Origin of the sequence: Streptomyces sp. NPDC057638 (assembly GCF_042800315.1) — a bacterium.
GTDB lineage: Bacteria > Actinomycetota > Actinomycetes > Streptomycetales > Streptomycetaceae > Streptomyces.
In genome coordinates, this window is sequence record NZ_JBHVHF010000129.1 from 1 (window position 1) to 21,229 (window position 21,229).

Genomic DNA, 21,229 nt, shown 5'->3' on the forward strand with positions numbered 1-21,229 from the left:
GTCCGCGCGACCGCGCGGACGGCCCCCTGGTGAGCGACCGGGTCCGCGTCGGTACACCGTACGCGTGCGGGTCGGCCGGTCGTACGGGTGTGGGGCACCCGGCCGTACGGGTACGGGTCAGCCCATCATGCGGAAGCGGGCCGCGTTGCCCCGGTCGGTGTCCTGGTAGCCCACCACGGACTGGTCCAGCAGCCGCGCGATCTGGGCGAGGTCCTGGTTCAGCCCGTCCATGTTCTGGGCGAGGTTCCCCTGGATGGCGATGTACGCCTCCTTGGCGTCGCCCTCCCAGTTGCCCGCGACCTGCTTGACCTGGCCCATGAGCGTGGCCAGCTCCTGGGTGAGGTGGGTCGACGTGGCACGGACGTCGCTGGCGGCCGTGGTGACGGTGTCGTAATTGACGGCGGTCGTCATGCGTGGCTCCTCGTGGCGAAGTGCGGGTTGCGCTGGTGTGCGTGCGCGTCAGATGTTGAGGATGGCGCTGCTGCCCTGCGACGCCTCCATGCGGCGGAACGTCGAGAGGCGCTCGACCTCCTGCGCGTCGAAGCTGTCGGCGCTCATCTTGACGAGGTTTTGGAGGTTCTCCAGGTCGCGCTGGACATTGCGGAGCTTGAGGTTCAGGTCGCGCTGGACCCGGTCGTACTCCTGGCTGGCGGCGCCCTTCCAGCCGGCCTGGATACGGTCGACGACCGAGTTGAGCGAGGTGATGCGCGCGTTCAGATCCGACTGGAAGGCGTCGATCTTCTGCGACAAGCCCGTGATATCGCCGCTGGTGACCTTCAGGTTCGCGTTACCCGACATCGTGCCCCTTCTTCCTTCGACATGGCGTAGACGGAAGCCGTGTGTGGATGCCGCCCCCGTGCGGACCGTGCGACCAGTCCGATTGTCACTCTATCCACTCGGTATGACAGGTCCAACCGGGAAGGCGGCCCTGGCGGTTCGGCCCGGCGGGGCCTTGTGGCGACTGGCCCGGCGGGCCGTCCGGCGTCCCCGCCGGTACGCCGAAGCGCCCGTCTCCGTGCGGTCGGCGGGCCCGTCTCCGTAGGGGCACGCGAGCCCGTCTCCGTACCGTCGGCGGGCCGTCCCCGTACGGTCGGACGTGCCCCTCAGCGGGTCCTGCGGCGGCGGGTGTCGCGGAGCACCGTGGCGGTGCCCGCGATGACGGCGATCACCACCACGGTCGCGCCCACCGCGTACGTGGCGTATCGCTCGGAACGTTCCTGCGCGGTCTCGGTGAGGGTGAGCGGCGCGGGCTCGGGCGCCGGGGGCCGGGGCGGACCGGGGTCGGCCCGGGGCGCGGCGACCGGCTCGGCCCGGCCGTCGAGGGCGCGCACCGGGTCGACCACGCCCCAGCCGACATAGTCGTCGCGGCCGTTGACGGTCCGCTCGGCGGTCTGCATGATGCGCGCGCCGATCTCGGCGGCGGTCCACTTCGGGTACTTGGCCTTCAGCAGCGCCGCCACCCCGGCGGCATAGGGCGCCGAGAAGCTGGTGCCGTTGTCGACGCACTGACCGCCGCCGGGGACGGTGGAGACGATGTCGACGCCGGGCGCCGCGACCCCGACGAAGGGGCCCGGCTGGGAGAACGCGGCCCGTTCGTTGTTGCGGTCGGAGGAGGCCACGGCCAGCACCCCGGGGAAGGCGGCGGGGTAGGTGTTCTTCGCCTCGCCGTCCATCCCGTCGTTGCCCGCCGACGCGACGACGACGATGTCCTCCGCCAGCGCCCGCCGTACCGCGAGCGCGAGCCGTGAGGTCGGCGCCAGCGGTTTGGCGGTGTCCTGGGAGATGTTGATGACGTCGGCCTTCTCGGCGATGGCGTGGTCGATCGCCTGGGCCATGGTGCGGTCGTTGCCGCTGTTCTTCTCGTCGTTCTGCCGGATCGGGATGATGGTGGCGGCGGGCGCCAGCCCCACGAACCCGGTTCCGGCGCGCGGGCGGGCCGCGATGATCCCGGCGACCTTGGTGCCGTGCCCGATCTCGTCGACGGTCCCGGCGGCGCCCCCCTTCCCGTCCCCACGGCCCGGCCCGTCCTCGTCCCGGGGCAGGAAGTCCGCCCCCGCCTTCCGGTCCACCGCCGTACGCAACTGCGGGTTGCGGGTGTCGACCCCGGTGTCGATGACGGCGACCCGCACCCCCTCGCCCCGGGTGTCCTGCCACAGCTCGTCCAGCAGCACCCGCTGGAGGGTCCAGGGGATACCGGGGATCTGCCTCCGCATCGGGAACGTGCACTCCCCGCCGCCGTCGAGCCGTACGGGGACGCCCTCCGCGACGGGCTCGGCGGAGGCGTACGGGAGCGGGGCCCCGGCGGTGAGCGCGACGGCCGCCGACAGGGGCAGCGCGCGGCGGAGGAACGGGCGCATGGGGTCAGCCTCCCTGGAGAGTGTCGTCACAGTAGCGCCGTCCGCCCGGGCCACCCCCACCCGGGCCGAAGGCCCCGGGAGAGCGGTGCGGTGCCGGAGGCCCGGCGGTAGCCGGGGGCAGCACACGAGCCCGGCGCGATCCGCCGGAAGCGCTTTAGGAACCCTGCGGCTGGCGCGCGCTGTTGGTGTCCAGCCGTGGCCCCTTGGAGAGGAACTCCGACCAGGTGATGGGGACCAGGGTCGGGGTGATCTTGCCGTATCCGAGCCTGATCTGGGCCTGGCTGGGCTCGGGGCGGCCGTCGGACTCCCGCTCCCGGTCCCCGGTGCCGATCTCGGAACGGCGGGTGTCGCTGTCGCCGTTCTCCTGGACCGCGTAGCGCAGCCCGGTGTCGGTGACGAGGAAGAGGGAACCGCCGGGGCGGGTCTGCTCGCCCTGGACCTGGGTGTAGAGGAGCCCGGTGCCGGGGGTGACATAGGTGCTGGTGCCGACGGAGGTGATCTCGGCCGGGTACGCGGATCCGGCCCAGACGGAGAGGGTGGTACGGCCCTTGTCGTCGACCTTGCGCAGCACGCTGCATACGGTGTCGCGCCCGCCGTCCGCGGAGTTGACCTGTTCGGCCTTGAGGGAGGGCCAGCGGTAGTGGTCGCCGAAGACCTCGGCGTCCGGGGAGAGCGAGGCCGCGTCCACGGCGGTCGCCCGGCCGCGCATATCGAGCCGGTCGGTCTGAGGGGAGTTGATGAGCAGCCAGGCGGTGAAGTCGGAGACCCGCTGGACCCGGTTCCTGAGGACCACATAATGCTGCGGACCGGTGCCGGTCTGCGCCTGGAGGACCCGGCCGACCACATCCTGACCGTCGCTGAGGCCGCCGCCGACACCCGCGTCCGTGCCGACGGTCCCGGGTATCTCGGGGAACTCCACCCGGTCGCCGTCGTGGAGGGTCGCCAGCCAGTCGTCGGTGACGGGCTGCGGCTCCTCGCTGCCGACGAGGGTACGGGTGAGCAGATCGGCCGGGTCGCCGGGTATCCGGTACTTGGTGCCCGACCGGTCCACGAGATAGCGCTGGCCCTTCTGGCCGCGTACGTAGAGAACCTGTCCGTCCCTCAGCTTGCGGGAACCCTCGGTACGGTGGCGGTCGCGGTCGCCGAAGACGAACGTGGCCTTCTGGACCGAGCCGCTCTTCCCCGCGCCGGGCTGCTGGCAGACCGCCCACCGCTTGGCCTCGCCCGCCTCCTTGTCGCCGGGGAGCCGGTCGGGGGCGTAGGGGATGCCGAGGATGGGGCCGCGCGGGGGCTTGCCCTTGTCCAGGAGGTCATCGCTGACGGTGACCACCTTGACCTGCTGGGGATCGAGCAGCAGCCGGGCCGAGGCGAGGTTGAGGACGGGGTGGAGCAGCGCCTTCTTGTTCTTGCCCTTGCCCGTCTCCAGCACCACATAGCGGGTGGTGGACTTCTTGCCCACGATCACCTTGGTGCCGGGGGCGGCCCAGTCCTTGGGCGCCTTGGGTTTGAACATCCCGAAGGCGCCGAATCCGGCCAGTACCAGCGCGCCCACGATCAGCCCGGGGACGATGGCGCGCAGGGGGCGGGGGGCGCCCTCCTCGGTGCCGGTGGCGGAGGGCTGGAGGAAGGCCGCGACCGTGCGCTTCTTCGCGAAGGTGTACGCGTTGAGCTCTTCCCGCCGTGATGCCATGAGTCCCCACTGGTGAAGGATGCGCTGTTCCCCGTGGCGGGCGACCGGTTGGTGCGCGGTGCCCGCCCGGTCCCGCCCGGCTCTGTCCCGCCCGGTCCCGCCCGGCTCTGTCCCGCCCGGCTCTGTCCCGCTCGGATCAGTGCCGACCGGATCAGTGCCGACCGGATCAGTGCCGACCGGCCCGGAGCGTGCCGGTCGCGCTCGGGCGATGCCGTTGGTACGACGCGCCCCCGCCCGCTCGGCAGAGCTTGTCAGACCGGCCCCCTACTATGCCTCTTATCTGATGAGACCCCGGGGGCGGGTAGGGTGATCCGGCCGCCAAGACCCCTCGTTCCGTTGCCCGGACGGGGGTGACCAGGGTGAACAGCGGCCGTGTGAACGGGGGACGGACAGTGGCTTCCGCTATGCGCGTACGGTCCTCGCGCCGGGGAGGGGACGCGCGCGTCCCGCAGTCCCCGGAAGGCACTCCGGCGGGGCACCAGCGGTCCGCCGCGCCCACGGCGGCCCCGGGGGCGGCCGTGCTCCGGCTCACCGGGCGTCCCGGCCACTTCGGTTCGTTCCGTCTGCAACAGCTGGTGCTGGTGGAGATCGCCGCCGCGCTGCTGGTGACCGCCTGGGTCGTCGACACGCTGCTGCTCGCCCCGGCGGCCGTACTGGCCGTGGTGCTGGTGCTGCTGGCCGTGGTGCGACGGCACCGCCGTTCGCTGCCCGAGTGGCTGGGCACCGCCGTCGCCTTCCGGGCCCGCACCCGCAGGGCCCCCTCACTGATACCGCCGCCGGGCACCGACCCCCAGCTCGCCCCGGTCATCGAGTGCGACCCCGCGCTGCGCACGTACTCCTACAGCGACCGCGACCGGCGGCCGATCGGGATGATCGGCGACGGCACGTTCCTGACGGCGGTGCTCCAGGTCGAGGCCGACGGGACCGCGCTGCGGGCGGAACGCACCGCCCGGCCGCTCCCCCTGGCGCTGATACGGGAGGTGCTGGAGGTCGACGGCATCCGGCTGGAGTCGGCGCAGATCGTGCAGCACACCCAGCCCGCGCCCGCGCCGCACCTGCCGTCGCAGTCGGTGGCGGCGCGCAACTACGGGCCGATCCAGTCGCTGAGCGGCGCCCCGGCGCTGCGGATCACCTGGGTCGCGCTCAAGCTGGACCCGGAGCTCTGCCCCGAGGCGGTGGCCGCGCGCGGCGGCGGCCTGGAGGGCGCGCAGCGGTGTCTGGTGCGCGCCGCCGACCAGTTGGCGAGCCGGCTGGCCGGGTCCGGGTTCGCCGCGACCGTCCTGACCGAGCAGGAGCTGGCGTCCGCGCTGGCCACCTCGACCTGTGCCAGCCCGCTGGCCATCGCCCAGGCGGGCCGGGTGGAGACCCCGGCCCGGCGCACACAGGAGACCTCCCGCACCTGGCGGGTGGACGACCGCCGGCACACGGCCTACTGGGTGGGGCGCTGGCCGCAGTTCGGCGCCGACGGGGCCTCGATGCCCCAGCTGGTGGCGCTGCTGACCTCGGTCTCCGCGCTCGCGACCACGTTCAGCCTCACCCTGGGGCCCGGTGGCCGCCAGGGCGTCGCGCTCAGCGGGCATCTGCGGATCACCGGGCGCAGCGACGAGGAACTGGTGACCGCCCGCCATGAACTGGAGCGGATGGCCCGGGGGGTCAGGACCGGACTGGTCCGCCTGGACCGTGAGCAGTTGCCCGGCATGCTCGCCACTCTGCCGCTCGGGGGAGCCCGCTGATGTCCCTGCCCGCCGCACGGCCTGGCTCCCGGTCCCGGATCGGCTTCGGGCTGCTCGGCCCGCGCCGTGACCGTCACACCGTCTCCCTGGACCAGCTCGGCCCGCTGGCGCTGCCCGTCGGCGACGACGGGGTGGTCATGGGCGTGGACGCGGAGGGCAGACCGACGGTGCTCGGCATCAACCGCCCCTCGCCCTACGACGTGACGCTGATCGGCGGGCTGTGGACGGCACAGGTGCTGGCGCTGCGCGCCGCCGCGACCGGGGCACGGGTGACGGTGGAGACCGGCCGGGCCCCCGCGTGGACGGCGCTGGCCCAGGCCGCCGGGGGCGGTCAGCCGTGCGTATCCCTGCACGATGTGGGCCGGGTCCCGCCCCAGGGTGCCTCCGCCGGTAGCCCGGTGGTCGTCATCCGGGACTGCGGGATGCGCCCGCCGCGCGGCCGGGTGGTCTCGGCGCCCTGGCAGTCGGTGGTGACGCTGCTGCCCTATCTGAGCCCGGTCGCCGCCCGGTTGATGGAGAAGTCGGGCCTGGTCGGGGTGCAGCGGGTAGCACCGGACGAGGCCGCGCGGATCGGCGCGGCGATGCGGCTGCCCCGGGCCGAGACGGAGGCACTCTCCACCCTCGCGGACGGGGTGACGCTCTGGTGCACCACCAGGGACCGCCAGTTCGCCATGACGCAGCCCACGGACTCCGAGACCGGACTGCTGGGCGCCGCCCGGCGCGTGGACTGACGCCGGGCGCCCGTGCGCGCACGGGCGCCCCGACCGGACGCAGAGCGGACTCGGGTGGGGCAGCCACCTCGGCACGAGGGGCCGCGCCGAGGGTGGCCCGCGCTTTCGGCGGGGCATGTCTCAGAGGGCGGAGGCGGGTGGCTGGTCGGCCCTGCCGGACCGGGCGCGTTGACGATTAGGGTGGTACGGAGAGTGGCACAAGACCTTGCGGTCGCCCCCACCCATGACGGCACAAGGGTGCTCGACCACACCAGGAGGCACAGTGAACAGCGATCGTGACGAGGTGCGCGGGGACTGGGACCTTCCCGCCGACGAGTCCGACGCCGAACCCGCCGACGCGACGGGTGAGTTCACCATCGACTACACCCCACCGGCCTGGTACACCCAGCACACACCGAGCGGCACGGACGGCTCCGCCACGGCGGCGGGAGCACCGGGGACGCCGGTACCGGGGCTCCCCTCCCCGCCGGAGGGCAGCGGCTTCGAGCCGGGCTGGCCACCGAGGGTGCCGACAGCGCCCCCGGCGACAGGTACGGACACGGGTACGGACACGAGTGCGGGTACGGACACGGGCGCGGCGACCGGTAGCGGTCCGGGGACAGCCACAGGCGCGGTCCCGGCTCCCGTGCCCCCCGGTCCGGCGGCTCCGGAGCCCGTACCGGCGTCCACTCCCCCGGCGCCGGATCCGGCCGCCGTCGTGCCCGGGAGCGCTCCCACGCCGGTGGCCACGGCCCCGCCCGCCGCACCTCCGCCCGCCGCGACCACGGGCGCGCCCGTCCCTCCCGCAGAGCCCACAGAGCCCGCCGCGACGGGCCCTGACGTCCCGTCGGCGGCACCGTCGGCCGAGGAGAAGGCGACCGGCCCGGGTCCGGCCGGGGGCGACGCTCCGTCCGCCGCCCCGGTGGCGCCCACGGCAGACCCGGAACCGGACCCGGATACCGCGGCGCGTCCTGCCACGGCACATGATGAGCGCGCCGTGCGTGCGGTCCCGTCGGACGAGGCCGGGACCGCCGAGGAGACCGCCGCCACCGAGGAAGCGGCAGGCACCCTCGGCGCCGCTCCGGGTGGCACGGGCGCCCCGGCGAGGACCACGCCGGACAAGGCCCCCGACACCACCCCGTCCCCGGACGGCACCGGGGCCCGGTCCTGGACCGGTGACGAGGGCGGGCCCGCACTGCCCCCGCTGCCGCCCGCGTTCGCGCCCGCCGCCACCGCGCCGCAGCGGCCCGGCGCGCCGGAGGGTGAGGCTCCGGTGACCCCACAGCCCGCGACAACTCCGGTGACCCCGCCGCCCGCGACAACTCCGCTGGCTCCGCCGCCTGGTGATGGTTTCCCGCCGCCGCGACCCGACGCCGTCCCGGGCCCGCCGCCGCCCGGTTACGGCTTTCCGCAGCCGCGCCACGAGCCGGGTCCCGTCGCACCCCAGCCCCAGCCGCCCCAGCAGGCCGCGGCGCCCCTCCCCCCGGCCGTGCCCGGCACCCCGGGTGCGCAGGGTGCGCAGGGCGTTCCGCCTCAGGCCGCCCCCGCCGGTTACGGCTTCCCGCCGCCCCCGCCCGGCCCCCAGGGCCAGCCCGGGGCGAGCGGGCCCGGCACTCCCGTACCCCCACCGCCGCAACCGGGGCAGCAGTCGCCGCAGCCGGTCGACCCCCGGGGCGGCGGGGCGTGGCCGTCGGCGGTGACGCATGACCAGCGCGAGCGTTCGGTGCCCGGGGCTCCCCTGGGGTACACGGCGGCGGTGGAGCTGTCGTCGGACCGGCTGCTGCGGGGCGGCCGGCCGAAGGCCAGGTCCAGCCGGATGCCCTCGGCGGCCTCACGGTTCCGGCTGGGGGCGAAGAAGGAGGAGGCCGAGCGGCTGCGCAAGCTGGAGCTGATCCGCACCCCGGTGCTCTCCTGCTACCGCATCGCCGTGATCAGCCTCAAGGGCGGTGTCGGCAAGACGACCACCACCACCGCCCTGGGCGCGACGCTGGCGACCGAGCGCCAGGACAAGATCCTCGCGATCGACGCCAACCCGGACGCGGGGACGCTGGGGCGCCGGGTGCGCCGGGAGACCGGGGCGACCATCCGGGACCTGGTGCAGGCGATCCCGTATCTCCACTCGTATATGGACATCCGCCGGTTCACCTCGCAGGCGCCGTCCGGGCTGGAGATCATCGCCAACGACGTGGACCCGGCCGTCTCCACGACCTTCAACGACGAGGACTACCGGCGCGCCATCGACGTGTTGGGCCGTCAGTACCCGATCATCCTCACCGACTCCGGCACCGGGCTGCTCTACAGCGCCATGCGCGGGGTGCTCGACCTCGCCGACCAGCTGATCATCGTCTCCACCCCGTCCGTGGACGGCGCGAGCAGCGCGTCGACGACGCTCGACTGGCTCTCGGCGCACGGGTACGCGGAGTTGGTGCAGCGGTCGGTCACCGTCATCTCGGGGGTCCGCGAGACGGGGAAGATGATCAAGGTGGAGGACATCGTCCAGCACTTCAGGACCCGCTGTCGCGGGGTGGTCGTCGTCCCGTTCGACGAGCATCTGGCGGCGGGTGCCGAGGTCGATCTGGACATGATGCGGCCGAAGACGCGGGAGGCGTACTTCCATCTCTCCGCGCTGATCGCGGAGGACTTCGTCCGGGCTCAGCAGCAGCAAGGGCTGTGGACGGCGGACGGCAATCCGCCGCCGACCATGGCGCCGCCGATGCCGGGGAGCTGGCCGGGGCAGCAGCCGACCCCGCCGGGGTACGCCGCTCCGCCCGCCCAGCCCGGGTACCCCGGTCAGCAGGGACCCGCCGGTCACCCGGCGCGGCCGGGGTATCCGGCTCCGGCCTACCCGGGACAGGCCCCGCCGCACCCGGCCCCGTACCCGCCGCAGGCGATGCCCCCGGGCACTCCGCCGCCGCAGCCCCCACCGATGCCCCAGGGGTACCCGGGACAGGCCGGGGCGCCGATGCCCCCGAGGGTTCCCGGCGCGCCGCCGGGCCAGCCGCTGCCCCCCGGACAGCCGCCGGGTGTGCCGCTGCCGCCCCAGGGCCAGCCCGGCGCACCCGTCCAGCCGACCCCGCCGGGCCCCCCGCCGCCGCAGGGCCAGCCGCTGCCCCCGCCGCACCCCGCGTACGCGCCGCCTTCGCCGCCGTACGGTCAGGGCCGGCCGGGCGGCTTCGGACCCCTCCCGGGCCAGCAGGCCCCCGGCACCGGACAGCCGAACGAGGGCCAGGGGTACGCGTATCCGCCGCCGGTGCAGCCGTATCCCGGGCAGCCGCAGCCAGCCGCGGGGCCGTCCGAAGGTGAGCGGCCGCGCCGGGAGGAGAAGGCGAACCGGCGCGGTCCCGACGATGACTGGCCGCTCCCGGACCCCCCGGCTCCGCAGGGCTGACGGCGGTGGGTGGGGAGCGCCCCGGGTGCTCCCCACCCACCGGCCGGGACGGGCGCGTGGACGGACCCGCCCCCGCCGGACGGGCGGCGTCGAACGGACGCCGGGGCGAGGGGTGTTGATGCTGCCCGGAGACACTGGTGGACCCGGCGGCACCGGCGCGCGGCCGTCTCATCCACCGGGTCCTCTGCCCCGCCGCCGACCGGCGGACCTGGAGCGGGGTCCTACTCCGCCGTCAGCTCACGGCACGTCTTGACGTCGTCGGCCATCGCGACCAGCAGCGCGTCCACCGATGCGAACGTCCGCTGTCCCCGTACGTAGGCGAGGAAGTCGACGGCCGCGTGCAGACCGTACAGATCGAGCCCGACCCGGTCGATGGCGTACGCCTCCACCGTCCGTTCCGTGCCCGCGAACTGGGGGTTGGTGCCGACCGAGATCGCGGCGGGCATCCGCTCCCCCGCCACCGTCAGCCAGCCCGCGTACACGCCGTCGGCGGGGACGGCGGTGTGCGGCAGGGTCTCCAGGTTCGCCGTGGGGAAGCCGAGCTCGCGCCCGCGCTGGGCGCCCCGGACGACCACACCCTCCACCCGGTGGGGGCGGCCCAGGATCTCCGCCGCGCCCTCGACGTCACCGGCGGCGACCAGCCGCCGGGTCAGGGTGGAGGAGAAGGGCTCGCCACCGCCCGCGCTCCCGCTGACATGCAGGTCGATGACCTCGACCTCGTAGTCGTACGTCTGGCCCAGCTCGGTCAGGTACGCCACGTTCCCGGCGGCGCGGTGGCCGAAGCGGAAGTTGGGGCCCTCCACCACCAGCCGCGCGTGCAACTTGTCCACCAGCACCTTCACGATGAAGTCGGCCGGGGAGAGCTGCGAGAACTCGGCGGTGAACGGCAGGATCAGCACCGCGTCCACCCCCAGCTCCGCCATCAGCTCGGCCCGGCGGTGGTGGGGTGCGAGCAGCGGCGGGTGGCTGCCGGGGCGGACGACTTCGCTGGGGTGCGGGTCGAAGGTGACGACCACGGACGGCACCGACAGCTCACGGGCGCGCTCGACGGCCCGCCCGATGATGATCTGGTGTCCCCGGTGCACCCCGTCGTAGGAGCCGATGGTGACGACGCTGCGCCCCCAGTCCTGGGGGATGTCCTCCAAGCCACGCCAGCGCTGCACTGTGACCGCTCCTCGCCCGAACCCGTGTTCTGGAATGCCGATAGACCTTGTCGATTACGCAGGTCTAAGACTGCCATGCCCACGGACGTGGGCGGGCATCGGTACCGCACCGGCGTCTCACACGGCGGTACGCGAGTGCCCCCGGCGTGCCCCTCGCTTCACTCCGAGCGCCCGTCACCGGGGGTGCGGGCCGGGTCCGGGCGGGAGAGGCTCCCTGCGGAGGGGGACCGTGGAGCGGACGGTGGGCGCGTCCGCTCCACGCTCCGACGGGTCCGACGCGTGACCCGGCGTGCCCGCTCCCGGGGGCGTCACGAGCCGCCGCCCCGCACGACGACGGCTCAGTCGAAGTCGCCTCAGGCACCTCAGACAGTTCAGACGCCTCAGGCGCCCCAGACAGTCAGACGTCTCAGACAGTCAGACGGCTCAGACGTCTCAGACGTCTCAGACGAAGATGGCCAGGCTCTTGGCCTTGCCCCGCTCCTCCGCCACCAGCGCGAGCAGCCGCTCATCCGGGCCGAAGACGGCGACCGGCGAGCTCTCATGGGAGGGCATGTCCAGCCGCACGCCGTTGGCGATCAGCCGGGCCCGGCGCTCGTCCACCTGCCAGCGCGGGAAGGCGGCCGCGGCGGCCTCGGCGATCGGCATCACGGTCAGCTCCTCCTGGAGCTGGTCCAGGGTCCTGGCCGCGTCCAGGCCGTAGGGGCCGACCCGGGTGCGCCGCAGCGCGGTGAGATGGCCCCCGACGCCGAGCCCGGCACCGAGGTCCCGGGCGAGGGCGCGGATATAGGTGCCGGAGGAGCAGACCACGGAGACCACCAGGTCCAGCACCGCCGTACCGTCCTCGGCGACGGCGTCACGGACGTCGTAGACCTGGAACGAGGAGACCGTCACCGGGCGGGCCGGGATCTCGAACTCCTCGCCGCCGCGCACCCGGGCGTAGGAGCGCTTGCCGTCGATCTTGATGGCGCTGACCTTGGACGGGACCTGCATGATGGTCCCGGTCAGGGCCGCCACCCCGGTGTCGATCGCCGGCCGGGTGATCCGGGAGGCGTCGGCGGAGGCGGTGATCTCGCCCTCGGCGTCATCGGTGACCGTGGTCTGGCCGAGCCGGATGGTGCCGAGGTACTCCTTCTCGGTCAGCGCCAGATGGCCGAGGAGCTTGGTGGCCCGCTCGACGCCGAGCACGAGCACTCCGGTGGCCATGGGGTCGAGCGTGCCCGCGTGGCCGACGCGGCGGGTCCTGGCGATCCCGCGCATCTTGGCGACCACGTCATGGGAGGTGAAGCCCGACGGCTTGTCGACGATGACCAGGCCGTCGGGGGGTGGGGTGCGATCGGTCATGCGGAGGCGTCGTCCTCGTCCTCCGGCTTGCGGTACGGGTCCGCCTCGCCGGCATAGCTGGCGCCCGAGGACGCCTCACGGACCTGGGCGTCCGAGGCCCGTGCCTTGTCCAGCAGGTCCTCGATGGTCTTGGCGTTCTCGGGGAGCGCGTCCGCCACGAAGGTCAGCGTGGGGGTGAACTTGGTACCCGCCGCGGCGCCGACCGCGGAACGCAGCACGCCCTTGGCGCTCTGGAGCCCGGCGGCGGCGCTGGCCCGGTCCTCGTCGTCGCCGTAGACCGTGTAGAAGACCGTGGCCTCCCGCAGGTCCCCGGTGACACGGGTGTCCGTGATGGTCACATGGGTGCCGAGCCGCGGGTCCTTGATACCGCGCTGTAGCTTCTCGGCGACCACTTCCCTGATGAGGTCCGCCAGTTTCCTCGCCCGCGCGTTGTCGGCCACTGGTCCTTCTCCTTCTTACCGCTGCTTGCCTGCTGCTGTCTGCTGCCGACCCGATAGGGGGTCTTGTCCTCAGTCTTCGTCGCTGTGGAGCCTGCGTCGAACCGAGAGCAGTTCCACCTCCGGGCGGGCCGCGACGAGCCGCTCACACCGGTCCAGGACCTCGGTGAGGTGCCCGGTGTCTCCCGAGACCACCGCGACGCCGATCTCGGCCCGCCGGTGGAGGTTCTGGTCGCCGGTCTCCGCCACGCTCACGGCGAACTTCCGCTGGAGCTCGGCGACGATCGGGCGGACCACGGAGCGTTTCTCCTTCAGTGACCGTACGTCGCCAAGGAGCAGATCGAAGGAGAGCGTCCCCACATACATAGACGTGTCCGGATGTCCCGCCGGTCCGGGTTCATGACGCGTACGCGTCCCTGAGCCCTGCCGCCATGGGCAGGAACACCAGAACCGTACACGCGTCGGCCGGGGCCGCTCGACGGATATTCCACCGTCGGACGGCCCCGGCCCGAGTCACACGGGGTCCGGGGAGGGGACCCGGGTCCCGCCACCGTGGGCGGCGGGACCCGGAGCCCTCTCCGGCACCTCGGAGCGTCAGCCCCGCGGCTTCTCGCGCATCTCGTACGTCGCGATGACGTCGTCGACCTTGATGTCGTTGTAGTTCCCGAGGTTGATACCGCCCTCGAAGCCCTCGCGGATCTCGGTGACATCGTCCTTGAAGCGGCGCAGGCCCTCGATGTTGAGGTTCTCCGCGATGACCTTGCCGTCGCGGAGCAGGCGGGCCTTGGTGTTGCGCCGGACCTCGCCGGAGCGGATGAGGACACCCGCGATGTTGCCGAGCTTGGAGGAGCGGAAGACCTCGCGGATCTCCGCCTTGCCCAGCTCGACCTCTTCGTACTCCGGCTTGAGCATGCCCTTGAGGGCCGCTTCGATCTCCTCGATGGCCTGGTAGATCACCGAGTAGTAGCGGACCTCGACGCCCTCGCGCTCGGCCATCTGCGAGGCACGGCCGGCCGCGCGGACGTTGAAGCCGATGACGATCGCGTCGGAACCCATCGCCAGGTTGATGTCCGACTCGGTGACTTCACCGACACCCCGGTGCAGGACCCGGATGTCGACCTCCTCGCCCACATTGAGCTGGAGCAGGGAGGACTCCAGGGCCTCGACCGAACCGGACGCGTCGCCCTTGATGATGAGGTTGAGCTGCTGGACCTCGCCCGCCTTGAGCACCTTGTCCAGGTCCTCGATGGAGACCCGGCGGGTGCGCTTGGCGAACGCGGCGTTGCGCTCACGGGCGGCGCGCTTCTCGGCGATCTGGCGGGCGGTGCGGTCCTCGTCGACGACGAGGAAGTTGTCGCCCGCGCCCGGCACGTTGGTCAGACCGAGGACGAGGACCGGGGTCGACGGACCCGCCTCCTCCACGTTCTCGCCCTTGTCGTCGAGCATGGCCCGGACCCGGCCGTACGCGTCGCCGACCACCATCGTGTCGCCGATGCGCAGCGTTCCGCGCTGGACCAGGACCGTCGAGACGGCACCACGGCCACGGTCGAGGTGGGACTCGATCGCGATGCCCTGCGCGTCCTGGTCGGGGTTGGCCCGCAGGTCGAGCGAGGCGTCCGCGGTGAGGACCACGGCCTCCAGCAGGGAGTCGATGTGCAGACCCTGCTTGGCGGAGATGTCGACGAACATCGTGTCGCCGCCGTACTCCTCGGCGACCAGACCGAACTCGGTGAGCTGACCGCGCACCTTGGTCGGGTCGGCGCCCTCGACGTCGATCTTGTTGACCGCGACGACGATCGGGACGTCGGCCGCCTTGGCGTGGTTGAGCGCCTCGATCGTCTGCGGCATCACACCGTCGTTGGCCGCGACCACGAGGATCGCGATGTCGGTGGACTTCGCACCACGGGCACGCATGGCGGTGAACGCCTCGTGACCCGGGGTGTCGATGAAGGTGATCTTGCGCTCTTCGCCGTTGACCTCGGTCGCGGCCTGGTAGGCACCGATGTGCTGGGTGATGCCGCCGGCCTCGCCCGCCACCACGTTCGTCTTGCGGATGGCGTCGAGCAGCCGCGTCTTACCGTGGTCGACGTGACCCATGACGGTGACGACCGGGGGACGGGAGACCAGGGCCTCGTCGCCGCCCTCGTCCTCGCCGAACTCGATGTCGAAGGACTCCAGCAGCTCGCGGTCCTCCTCCTCCGGGCTGACGATCTGAACCGTGTAGTTCATCTCGCCGCCGAGGAGCTGGAGGGTCTCGTCGGAGACGGACTGGGTCGCCGTCACCATCTCGCCGAGGTTCATCATCACCGCGACCAGCGAGGCCGGGTTGGCGTTGATCTTCTCGGCGAAGTCGGTGAGGGAGGCACCACGGGAGAGACGGATGGTCTCGCCGCCACCGCGGGGCAGCATCACGCCGCCGACCGACGGGGCCTGCATGGCCTCGTACTCCTGGCGCCTCTGACGCTTCGACTTGCGGCCGCGACGGGCGGGCCCGCCGGGACGGCCGAAGGCGCCCTGTGTGCCACCACGGCCACCCGGACCACCGGGACGACCGGCGAACCCGGGACGACCGCCGCCGAAGCCGCCGCCGCCACCGCCACCACCGGGACGACCAGCGCCACCGGGACGGCCACCGCCGCCGCCGGGACCGCCGCCGGGGCGGGGACCGGCCGCGGGACGCTGCGGCATCATGCCCGGGTTCGGGCGGTTGCCCGCGGGGCCGCCACCGGGACGGGGGGCCTGCGGACGCGGCATACCGCCGGGGGTCGGACGGGCAGCGCCCTGGCCGCCCTGCGGACGCGGAGCGCCACCGGGACCACCCTGCGGACGCGGGGCACCGGGGGCGCCGCCGGGACGCGGGGCACCGGGACGGGGCGCCTGCGGGCGCGCCATGCCGGTGGAGCCACCGGAGGTGAAGGGGTTGTTACCCGGGCGGGGACCGGCCGGACGGCCGCCGGGACGGGGACCGCCCTGGCCCGCGGGACGCGCCGGACGGTCGCCACCGCGCTGATCGCCATCACGCTGACCACCGCGCTGGCCGCCGTCACGCTGGCCGCCGTCACGCTGACCACCGTCACGCTGGCCGCCATCGCGCTGGCCACCCGGACGGGCGCCGGGGCGCGGGGCGGGAGCACCCGGACGGGGCGCCTGCGGGGCGGCGGGCTGCGCCGGGGCGGAGAACTCCGCCTGCGGCACGGGGGCCGCGGGACGCGCGGGCGCGGGCTTGGGACCCGGACGCGGGCCCGGAGCGGGCGCCGAGGCCGGGGCGCTGCTCGCGGGAGCCTCGGACGCGGTCGGCCGGGGGGCCGGGGCGCCGGGCTTCGGGGCAGCCGGACGCGGCGCGGCCGGGGAGGGCGCGCCGGGAGTGGGGCCGCCCGGACGGGGGGCGGCGGGGGACGGCGCGGCCTTGCGGGGCGCGCCGGGCTTGGCAGCGGTCTTGCCGGCACCGGAGCCGGATCCCTGCAAAGCGTCAGTCAACTTGCGTACCACCGGCGCCTCGATCGTCGAGGACGCCGAACGGACGAATTCACCGAGTTCCTGGAGCTTGGCCATGACGACCTTGCTCTCTACACCGAACTCCTTGGCGAGTTCGTATACCCGGACCTTAGCCACATCGCTCCTTTGAGGTCCGGGTTACGCCGGACCGTCGCTACTTCATGGGCGTACTCATCGCGTACTCATCGAGTGCTCATCGCAATCTCGACCTACTTCCAACTCGCGAGGTACCTGACCGCACGGGGTTCCGTGCCGTACTTCTTCTTCACCGCTCCGGATCGCTCGTCCGTGCCGCCCGGACGGCCGCCCGGGAGCTGGGTCCCGGACCGCTGTCCGCGCTCACACGGACGGGGCAGACGGCGCGGACGGCCCCGACAGGTCGGGGAGTCGTCCGTTCCACTGCTCCACGTGGTGCCGCACATCGGCGGTGCCGAGCGGCCCCTTGGCCCTGAAGGCCCGGGGGAACGCGCGGCGGCGTACCGCCAGATCGAGACAGACCACGGCGGGGTGCACATAGGCACCCCGGCCGGGCAGCGTACCGCGATCGTCGGGGACGCACTGTTCCCCGATCATCACGATCCGCAGCAGATCGGCCTTGGCCGCTCGCTCCCGGCAGCCCACACACGTGCGTTCAGGGCATACCTGGGCATGCGTCCGGCCAGACACGATTAAGTCTACCTCCCCGCACCGACCTCACCCTTACGGGGCAAGATTCGAACACTCGTTGTCTAGATCTGAGTCCCGATCGCGGACCCGATCGCGGACCCGACCACGGAGAACGCCCCTGTTCCGGTCAACCGGGACCGGGTCGGCGGGATTCCCGGCGGCACCGTGGCGGCCCTCCCGGAGACCGCCCGGGGGCGGGCCCGGTCGTGGTCCGGGGCGGGTTCTCCCAGGGCGGTCCGGCCGGAGGAGGCCCTCCGGCCGCCTGGATGACGGGCCCGGTACCGGCCCGCCGGAGCCCGCCGCGCGATCGGCGGGCCACCACCGGCCCGCCGGCCGGACGGTCAGCGGGCGCCGTGGGCCGGACCACAAGGAACCAGCCAGTTCGAGAGAACATCCCGTCCGCCCGCCGTGTCCGTGTCCGTGGTCGGCCGATCAGCGCCGGGACGGCGGATCAGTCCCGCTGCTCCGGCGCCACCGTCTCGGTGTCCGGCCGGATGTCGATCCGCCAGCCCGTGAGACGGGCGGCGAGGCGGGCGTTCTGCCCCTCCTTGCCGATCGCCAGCGAGAGCTGGTAGTCCGGCACGGTCACCCGCGCCGAGCGGGCGGCGAGGTCGACGACCTCCACCTTGCTGACCCGGGCCGGGGAGAGCGCGTTGGCGACCATCTCGGCCGGGTCGTCCGACCAGTCCACGATGTCGATCTTCTCGCCGTGCAGCTCGCCCATCACATTGCGGACCCGGCCGCCCATGGGGCCGATACAGGCGCCCTTCGGGTTGAGCCCCGGACGGGTGGACCGCACCGCGATCTTGGTGCGGTGTCCGGCCTCCCGGGCGATGGCCGCGATCTCGACGGAGCCGTCGGCGATCTCGGGGACCTCCAGCGCGAACAGCTTCTTCACCAGGTTGGGGTGGGTCCGCGACAGGGTCACGGACGGGCCGCGCACACCCTTGGCGACGCGCACCACATAGGTGCGCAGCCGCAGCCCGTGGGTGTACTCCTCGCCCGGGACCTGCTCCTGGACCGGGAGGATGGCCTCCAGCTTGTCGTCCAGCCGGACCAGGACGTTCTTGGGGTCCTTGCCCTGCTGCACCTGGCCGGAGACGATGTCGCCCTCACGGCGGGCGTACTCACCGAAGGTGACGTCGTTCTCGGCGTCCCGCAGGCGCTGCTGGATGACCTGGCGGGCGGTGGTCGCGGCGATCCGGCCGAAGTCGGTCGGAGTGTCGTCGAACTCCTTGGGCTCCTGCCCCTCCTCCAGATCGCCCGGCTCCTCCTTCGCCCAGACGGTCACATGGCCGCTGTGGCGGTCCAGCACGACCCGGGCGTGACGGCGGCTGCCCTCCGTACGGTGGTACGCGATGAGGAGGGCCGACTCGATCGCCTCGACCAGCAGATCGAAGGGAATCTCCTTCTCCTGTGCCAAGCCCCTCAGGAGCTTCACATCGATGTCCACGGCTACGCCTCCTCTTCCTTCTTCGTGTCCTTGCGGTTGAACTCGATCTCCACGCGGGCCTTCGCGACCTCGTCGAAGGAGATCCGGCGGGCCGTGGGCTTGCGCCCCTTCACCCCGGGGACCTCGGTGTCGATGCCGTCGTCGTCGATCCCGAGGAGGCGGGCGGTCACCTCACCGCCCTCGTGCAGCTGGAAGCGGACCAGGCGTCCGACGGCGCGCGCGTAGTGGCGGCGCTCGGTCAGGGGACGCTCGGCGCCGGGGGAGCCGACCTCCAGGACGTACTCCTCGTCGCCCATGGCGTCGCTCTCGTCCAGCTTCTGGGAGATCACGCGGCTCAGCTCGGCGCAGGCGTCCAGGGTCGCGCCCTGGTCGGAGTCCACCACGATCCGCAGCTGGCGACGGCGCCCGGCGCGGGTCACCTCGATCTCCTCCAGATCCAGCTCCGCGGCGCTGACGAGCGGTTCCACCAGCTCGCGCAGCCTTTCGCTCTGGGTGGTGCTCATCCGGGTGACTCCTCGGCCGCGTGTGCTGTTGTGGGATCGTCGCGTGTCAGATCAAAGGGTATCCGGTCGGTGAGGGTGTTGCCGTCCACCGCGGCGGCGGCCACGGGTACGCTCGCCTGCGGCGATGATCACCGGCAGAGCGAGGGAGAGGCGCGTGGGGCCGACGGGAACGACACGCAGACGCGTGCTCGCGGTGACGGGCGCCCTCGGTGCGGGCGCGCTGGCGGGGTGCTCGGACGGCGCTGACACGCGCGGGCGTGCGCCGGGCGCGGAGACCACCCGGGAAACCGTACTGCGGAAACGATTGGCCGCCGCGAGCGGCACGATCCGCGACCACTACGACGCCACCATCCGGCGCCATCCCCAGCTCACGGCACGCCTGGCCCCGCTGCGGGCGTCGGCGGCGGCCCATATGACGGCCCTCGGCGGCACGACCACCGCCCCCGCCACGGCGCCGTCCGGTGCCCCGGCCGCTCCCCCGGCCGTGCCCGCCGATCCAGCCGCCGCCCTGACCGCGCTGGCCGGCGCCGAACGGCGGGCCGCCGCCGCCCGCACCACCGCCCTGGCGGACGCCGGACCCGAACTGGCCCGGCTGCTGGCCTCCCTGGCGGCCGCCAGCGCCACCCATGTCTATCTGCTGACGGCACAGGAGGGCGCGGCGTGAGCCGTAGCCGTGCCGCCGGTCCCATCGGCGGGGAGGGCGCCCGGCCGTCTCCGTACCGCCTTCGCGACGGGGATGTCTGATGAGTGACGAGCGTGACCAGAGGGACGCCAAGGCGCTGCTGGCCACCGTCCAGGCCGCGCTCGCGGCCGAGCACGCCGCGGTGTACGGGTACGGGGTCGTCGGCGCCCGGGTCGGCCCGGCCCGCCGGGCCGAGGCGACCGCGGCGCACAGCGCCCACCGGGCCCGCCGGGACGCCCTCGCCCGGACCGTACGCGACCTCGGCGGGGTGCCCGCCGCCTCCGCCCCCGCCTACGCGCTGCCGTTCCCGGTGCCCGACGCGGCCGCCGCCGTGCGGCTCGCCGCCCATCTGGAGGACCGGGTGGCGGGCGTCTACTCCGATCTTGTCCGGGCCGGGCGGGGACCGCTGCGGCTGGAGGCGGCCGGGGCACTGCGGGAGGCGGCGGTGCGGGCCGTGCGCTGGCGCGGCAGCGGCGTAGCCTTTCCTGGGCTCGCGGAGCGGGCCCGTCCGGCGGCGGACGGACGGCCGGCGGTCCAGTGAGCCGGTCCCCCGGGGGTCGGCGTGTCGAAGGGGACATGCGCGCACATGGGTTTTGAAGCGCCCCAGCGTCTGGCGCGGGCGCTCGGCGAGGACGACCAGTGGCTGAGAGAGCTGCCCGCGACCGTCGAGGAGACGGTGGCCCGGCTGGACCTCACCATCGACCGGGTACTCGCCCCCGGGGGCCGCAGCGGAGTGGTCCTGCTCGTCCGGCGGGCCGATGACACCCCGGCCGCGCTGAAGCTCGCACCGCCTGCCGCCGCGCCCGCCCGGGAACGGGCGGCCCTGGAACGCTGGGACGGCTGGGGCGCGGTGCGGGTGCTGCCCACGCCCCCCGGGCCGACCGGGGCCGGGGACGCGCTGCTGCTGGAGCGACTGCGGCCGGAGGTCTCCCTGCGGTCGCTGCCGGAGGCGAAGGCGCTGCTGGAGGCGGCCGGAGTGGTCCGCAAGCTCTGGGTCGCGCCGGAGCCGGGCCATGGCTTCGAGACGGTGGCGGCGCGAACGGCCCGCCAGGCCGCCGTGTTGCGCGAGTACCCGGACGCGCCGCTGGTGGCTGAGGCCCTGGAGGCGTGGGAGGGACTGACGGCCACCGGCACCGAGGAACTGCTGTTGCACGGCTGCTTCCGTCAGGGCAAGGTGCTGGCGGGCGAGCGCACGCCCTGGCTGGCGGTCGGGCCCGAGCCCGTCGTCGGCGAGCGCGCCCACGACCTGGCGGGGCTGGTCCTGGACCGGCTGGAGGACCTGGTGGCCTCCTCGTCCGGGGCGCGGGCGGCGCGGCGGCGGGTCACCAAGGTCGCGGACTCGCTGGACGTGGACGCGGACCGGCTGCGCGGCTGGGTCCTCTTCTGCGCGGTCGTGTCGGCGACCCGGGCGCCGTCGGCCGGGCGGGACCGGCGGGCGGAGGCCACGCTGGAGTTCGCCTCCTGGCTCTGAAACGGCACTGAGCGGCGCGGAACCGCTTCACGAAGGTGTGCGGAAGCCCGGGGGTCCGAAGCCCCGGGCCCCGGGTGCCCTCAAGACGACAGGGGCCACGACGACAGGGGCCCGCCCAGGAGCGTCGGACGCTCCTGGGC

Annotated in this window: 18 protein-coding genes; 6 read left to right on the forward strand and 12 right to left on the reverse strand. The window is 73.7% G+C overall.

The genetic code is table 11. The features are described from left to right. Positions 1 to 117: 117 nt before the first annotated feature. The 4 genes from ACFVIM_RS18695 to eccB all read right to left on the reverse strand — a co-directional run bounded on the left by ACFVIM_RS18695 (position 118) and on the right by eccB (position 4,047). Positions 118 to 411, reverse strand: a complete 294-nt coding sequence (locus ACFVIM_RS18695; protein ID WP_384302479.1) for a WXG100 family type VII secretion target — start codon at positions 409 to 411, stop codon at positions 118 to 120. A 48-nt stretch (positions 412 to 459) separates the two neighbouring features. Next, a complete protein-coding gene (locus ACFVIM_RS18700; protein ID WP_384302481.1) occupies positions 460 to 798 on the reverse strand; it encodes a WXG100 family type VII secretion target in 339 nt (112 codons plus the stop codon). A 305-nt stretch (positions 799 to 1,103) separates the two neighbouring features. Next, positions 1,104 to 2,357, reverse strand: coding sequence for a type VII secretion-associated serine protease mycosin (gene mycP, locus ACFVIM_RS18705; RefSeq protein ID WP_384302483.1), 1,254 nt, complete (start codon positions 2,355 to 2,357; stop codon positions 1,104 to 1,106). A 154-nt stretch (positions 2,358 to 2,511) separates the two neighbouring features. Continuing rightward, positions 2,512 to 4,047 carry a type VII secretion protein EccB gene (gene eccB, locus ACFVIM_RS18710; RefSeq protein ID WP_384302485.1) on the reverse strand — a complete coding sequence of 512 codons (1,536 nt, stop codon included), beginning with the start codon at positions 4,045 to 4,047 and terminating at the stop codon, positions 2,512 to 2,514. A gap of 404 nt (positions 4,048 to 4,451) precedes the next feature. Here eccB and eccE point away from each other — a divergent pair, with 404 nt between their 5' ends. The 3 genes from eccE (at position 4,452) to ACFVIM_RS18725 (ending at position 9,878) form a co-directional block, all read left to right on the forward strand. Next, on the forward strand, positions 4,452 to 5,780 hold the full coding sequence (gene eccE, locus ACFVIM_RS18715) for a type VII secretion protein EccE (protein WP_384302487.1): 1,329 nt from the start codon (positions 4,452 to 4,454) through the stop codon (positions 5,778 to 5,780). Next, positions 5,780 to 6,511, forward strand: coding sequence for a hypothetical protein (locus tag ACFVIM_RS18720; RefSeq protein ID WP_384302489.1), 732 nt, complete (start codon positions 5,780 to 5,782; stop codon positions 6,509 to 6,511). The genes eccE and ACFVIM_RS18720 overlap by 1 nt, the downstream gene beginning before the upstream one ends. A 262-nt stretch (positions 6,512 to 6,773) precedes the next feature. Next, positions 6,774 to 9,878: an SCO5717 family growth-regulating ATPase gene (locus tag ACFVIM_RS18725; RefSeq protein WP_384302491.1), complete on the forward strand. Its 3,105-nt coding sequence runs from the start codon at positions 6,774 to 6,776 to the stop codon at positions 9,876 to 9,878. 221 nt (positions 9,879 to 10,099) lie between these two features. Here ACFVIM_RS18725 and ACFVIM_RS18730 read toward each other — a convergent pair whose 3' ends face one another. From ACFVIM_RS18730 to rimP, 8 genes are all read right to left on the reverse strand, one after another. Continuing rightward, positions 10,100 to 11,041: a bifunctional riboflavin kinase/FAD synthetase gene (locus ACFVIM_RS18730; protein ID WP_384302493.1), complete on the reverse strand. Its 942-nt coding sequence runs from the start codon at positions 11,039 to 11,041 to the stop codon at positions 10,100 to 10,102. A 441-nt stretch (positions 11,042 to 11,482) separates the two neighbouring features. Then, complete coding sequence (gene truB, locus ACFVIM_RS18735) at positions 11,483 to 12,382, reverse strand: tRNA pseudouridine(55) synthase TruB (RefSeq protein WP_384302495.1); 900 nt, start codon at positions 12,380 to 12,382, stop codon at positions 11,483 to 11,485. Next, entirely contained in the window at positions 12,379 to 12,822 is a 444-nt protein-coding gene (gene rbfA / locus ACFVIM_RS18740; RefSeq protein ID WP_384302497.1) for a 30S ribosome-binding factor RbfA, read from the reverse strand. Before rbfA ends, truB begins: the two co-directional genes overlap by 4 nt. Before the next feature lie 69 nt (positions 12,823 to 12,891). After that, positions 12,892 to 13,185 (reverse strand): DUF503 domain-containing protein, encoded by a 294-nt coding sequence (locus tag ACFVIM_RS18745; RefSeq protein ID WP_384302499.1) that lies wholly within the window; start codon positions 13,183 to 13,185, stop codon positions 12,892 to 12,894. A gap of 228 nt (positions 13,186 to 13,413) precedes the next feature. After that, entirely contained in the window at positions 13,414 to 16,431 is a 3,018-nt protein-coding gene (gene infB / locus ACFVIM_RS18750; protein ID WP_384302501.1) for a translation initiation factor IF-2, read from the reverse strand. A 222-nt stretch (positions 16,432 to 16,653) separates the two neighbouring features. Further along, positions 16,654 to 16,980 (reverse strand): YlxR family protein, encoded by a 327-nt coding sequence (locus ACFVIM_RS18755; protein WP_384302503.1) that lies wholly within the window; start codon positions 16,978 to 16,980, stop codon positions 16,654 to 16,656. 451 nt (positions 16,981 to 17,431) lie between these two features. Next, a complete protein-coding gene (gene nusA, locus ACFVIM_RS18760) occupies positions 17,432 to 18,433 on the reverse strand; it encodes a transcription termination factor NusA (RefSeq protein WP_384302505.1) in 1,002 nt (333 codons plus the stop codon). Between the two features lie 2 nt (positions 18,434 to 18,435). Then, on the reverse strand, positions 18,436 to 18,936 hold the full coding sequence (gene rimP / locus ACFVIM_RS18765) for a ribosome maturation factor RimP (protein ID WP_384302507.1): 501 nt from the start codon (positions 18,934 to 18,936) through the stop codon (positions 18,436 to 18,438). 154 nt (positions 18,937 to 19,090) lie between these two features. On the opposite strand from rimP, the gene ACFVIM_RS18770 reads away from it, so the two are divergent. The 3 genes from ACFVIM_RS18770 (at position 19,091) to ACFVIM_RS18780 (ending at position 21,089) form a co-directional block, all read left to right on the forward strand. After that, positions 19,091 to 19,600 carry a hypothetical protein gene (locus tag ACFVIM_RS18770; protein ID WP_384302509.1) on the forward strand — a complete coding sequence of 170 codons (510 nt, stop codon included), beginning with the start codon at positions 19,091 to 19,093 and terminating at the stop codon, positions 19,598 to 19,600. Between the two features lie 79 nt (positions 19,601 to 19,679). Continuing rightward, positions 19,680 to 20,159, forward strand: coding sequence for a ferritin-like domain-containing protein (locus tag ACFVIM_RS18775; protein WP_384302511.1), 480 nt, complete (start codon positions 19,680 to 19,682; stop codon positions 20,157 to 20,159). A gap of 45 nt (positions 20,160 to 20,204) precedes the next feature. Then, positions 20,205 to 21,089, forward strand: a complete 885-nt coding sequence (locus tag ACFVIM_RS18780) for an aminoglycoside phosphotransferase family protein (protein ID WP_384302513.1) — start codon at positions 20,205 to 20,207, stop codon at positions 21,087 to 21,089. Positions 21,090 to 21,229: the final 140 nt, after the last annotated feature.

Excerpts from the sequence above, each read along its gene's own strand:
- ACFVIM_RS18695 (WP_384302479.1), bottom strand. The coding sequence starts at position 411 with ATGACGACCGCCGTCAATTACGACACCGTCACCACGGCCGCCAGCGAC.
- ACFVIM_RS18700 (WP_384302481.1), bottom strand. The coding sequence starts at position 798 with ATGTCGGGTAACGCGAACCTGAAGGTCACCAGCGGCGATATCACGGGC.
- mycP (WP_384302483.1), bottom strand. The coding sequence starts at position 2,357 with ATGCGCCCGTTCCTCCGCCGCGCGCTGCCCCTGTCGGCGGCCGTCGCG.
- eccB (WP_384302485.1), bottom strand. The coding sequence starts at position 4,047 with ATGGCATCACGGCGGGAAGAGCTCAACGCGTACACCTTCGCGAAGAAG.
- eccE (WP_384302487.1), top strand. The coding sequence starts at position 4,452 with ATGCGCGTACGGTCCTCGCGCCGGGGAGGGGACGCGCGCGTCCCGCAG.
- ACFVIM_RS18720 (WP_384302489.1), top strand. The coding sequence starts at position 5,780 with ATGTCCCTGCCCGCCGCACGGCCTGGCTCCCGGTCCCGGATCGGCTTC.
- truB (WP_384302495.1), bottom strand. The coding sequence starts at position 12,382 with ATGACCGATCGCACCCCACCCCCCGACGGCCTGGTCATCGTCGACAAG.
- ACFVIM_RS18745 (WP_384302499.1), bottom strand. The coding sequence starts at position 13,185 with ATGTATGTGGGGACGCTCTCCTTCGATCTGCTCCTTGGCGACGTACGG.
- rimP (WP_384302507.1), bottom strand. The coding sequence starts at position 18,936 with ATGAGCACCACCCAGAGCGAAAGGCTGCGCGAGCTGGTGGAACCGCTC.
- ACFVIM_RS18775 (WP_384302511.1), top strand. The coding sequence starts at position 19,680 with ATGAGTGACGAGCGTGACCAGAGGGACGCCAAGGCGCTGCTGGCCACC.
- ACFVIM_RS18780 (WP_384302513.1), top strand. The coding sequence starts at position 20,205 with ATGGGTTTTGAAGCGCCCCAGCGTCTGGCGCGGGCGCTCGGCGAGGAC.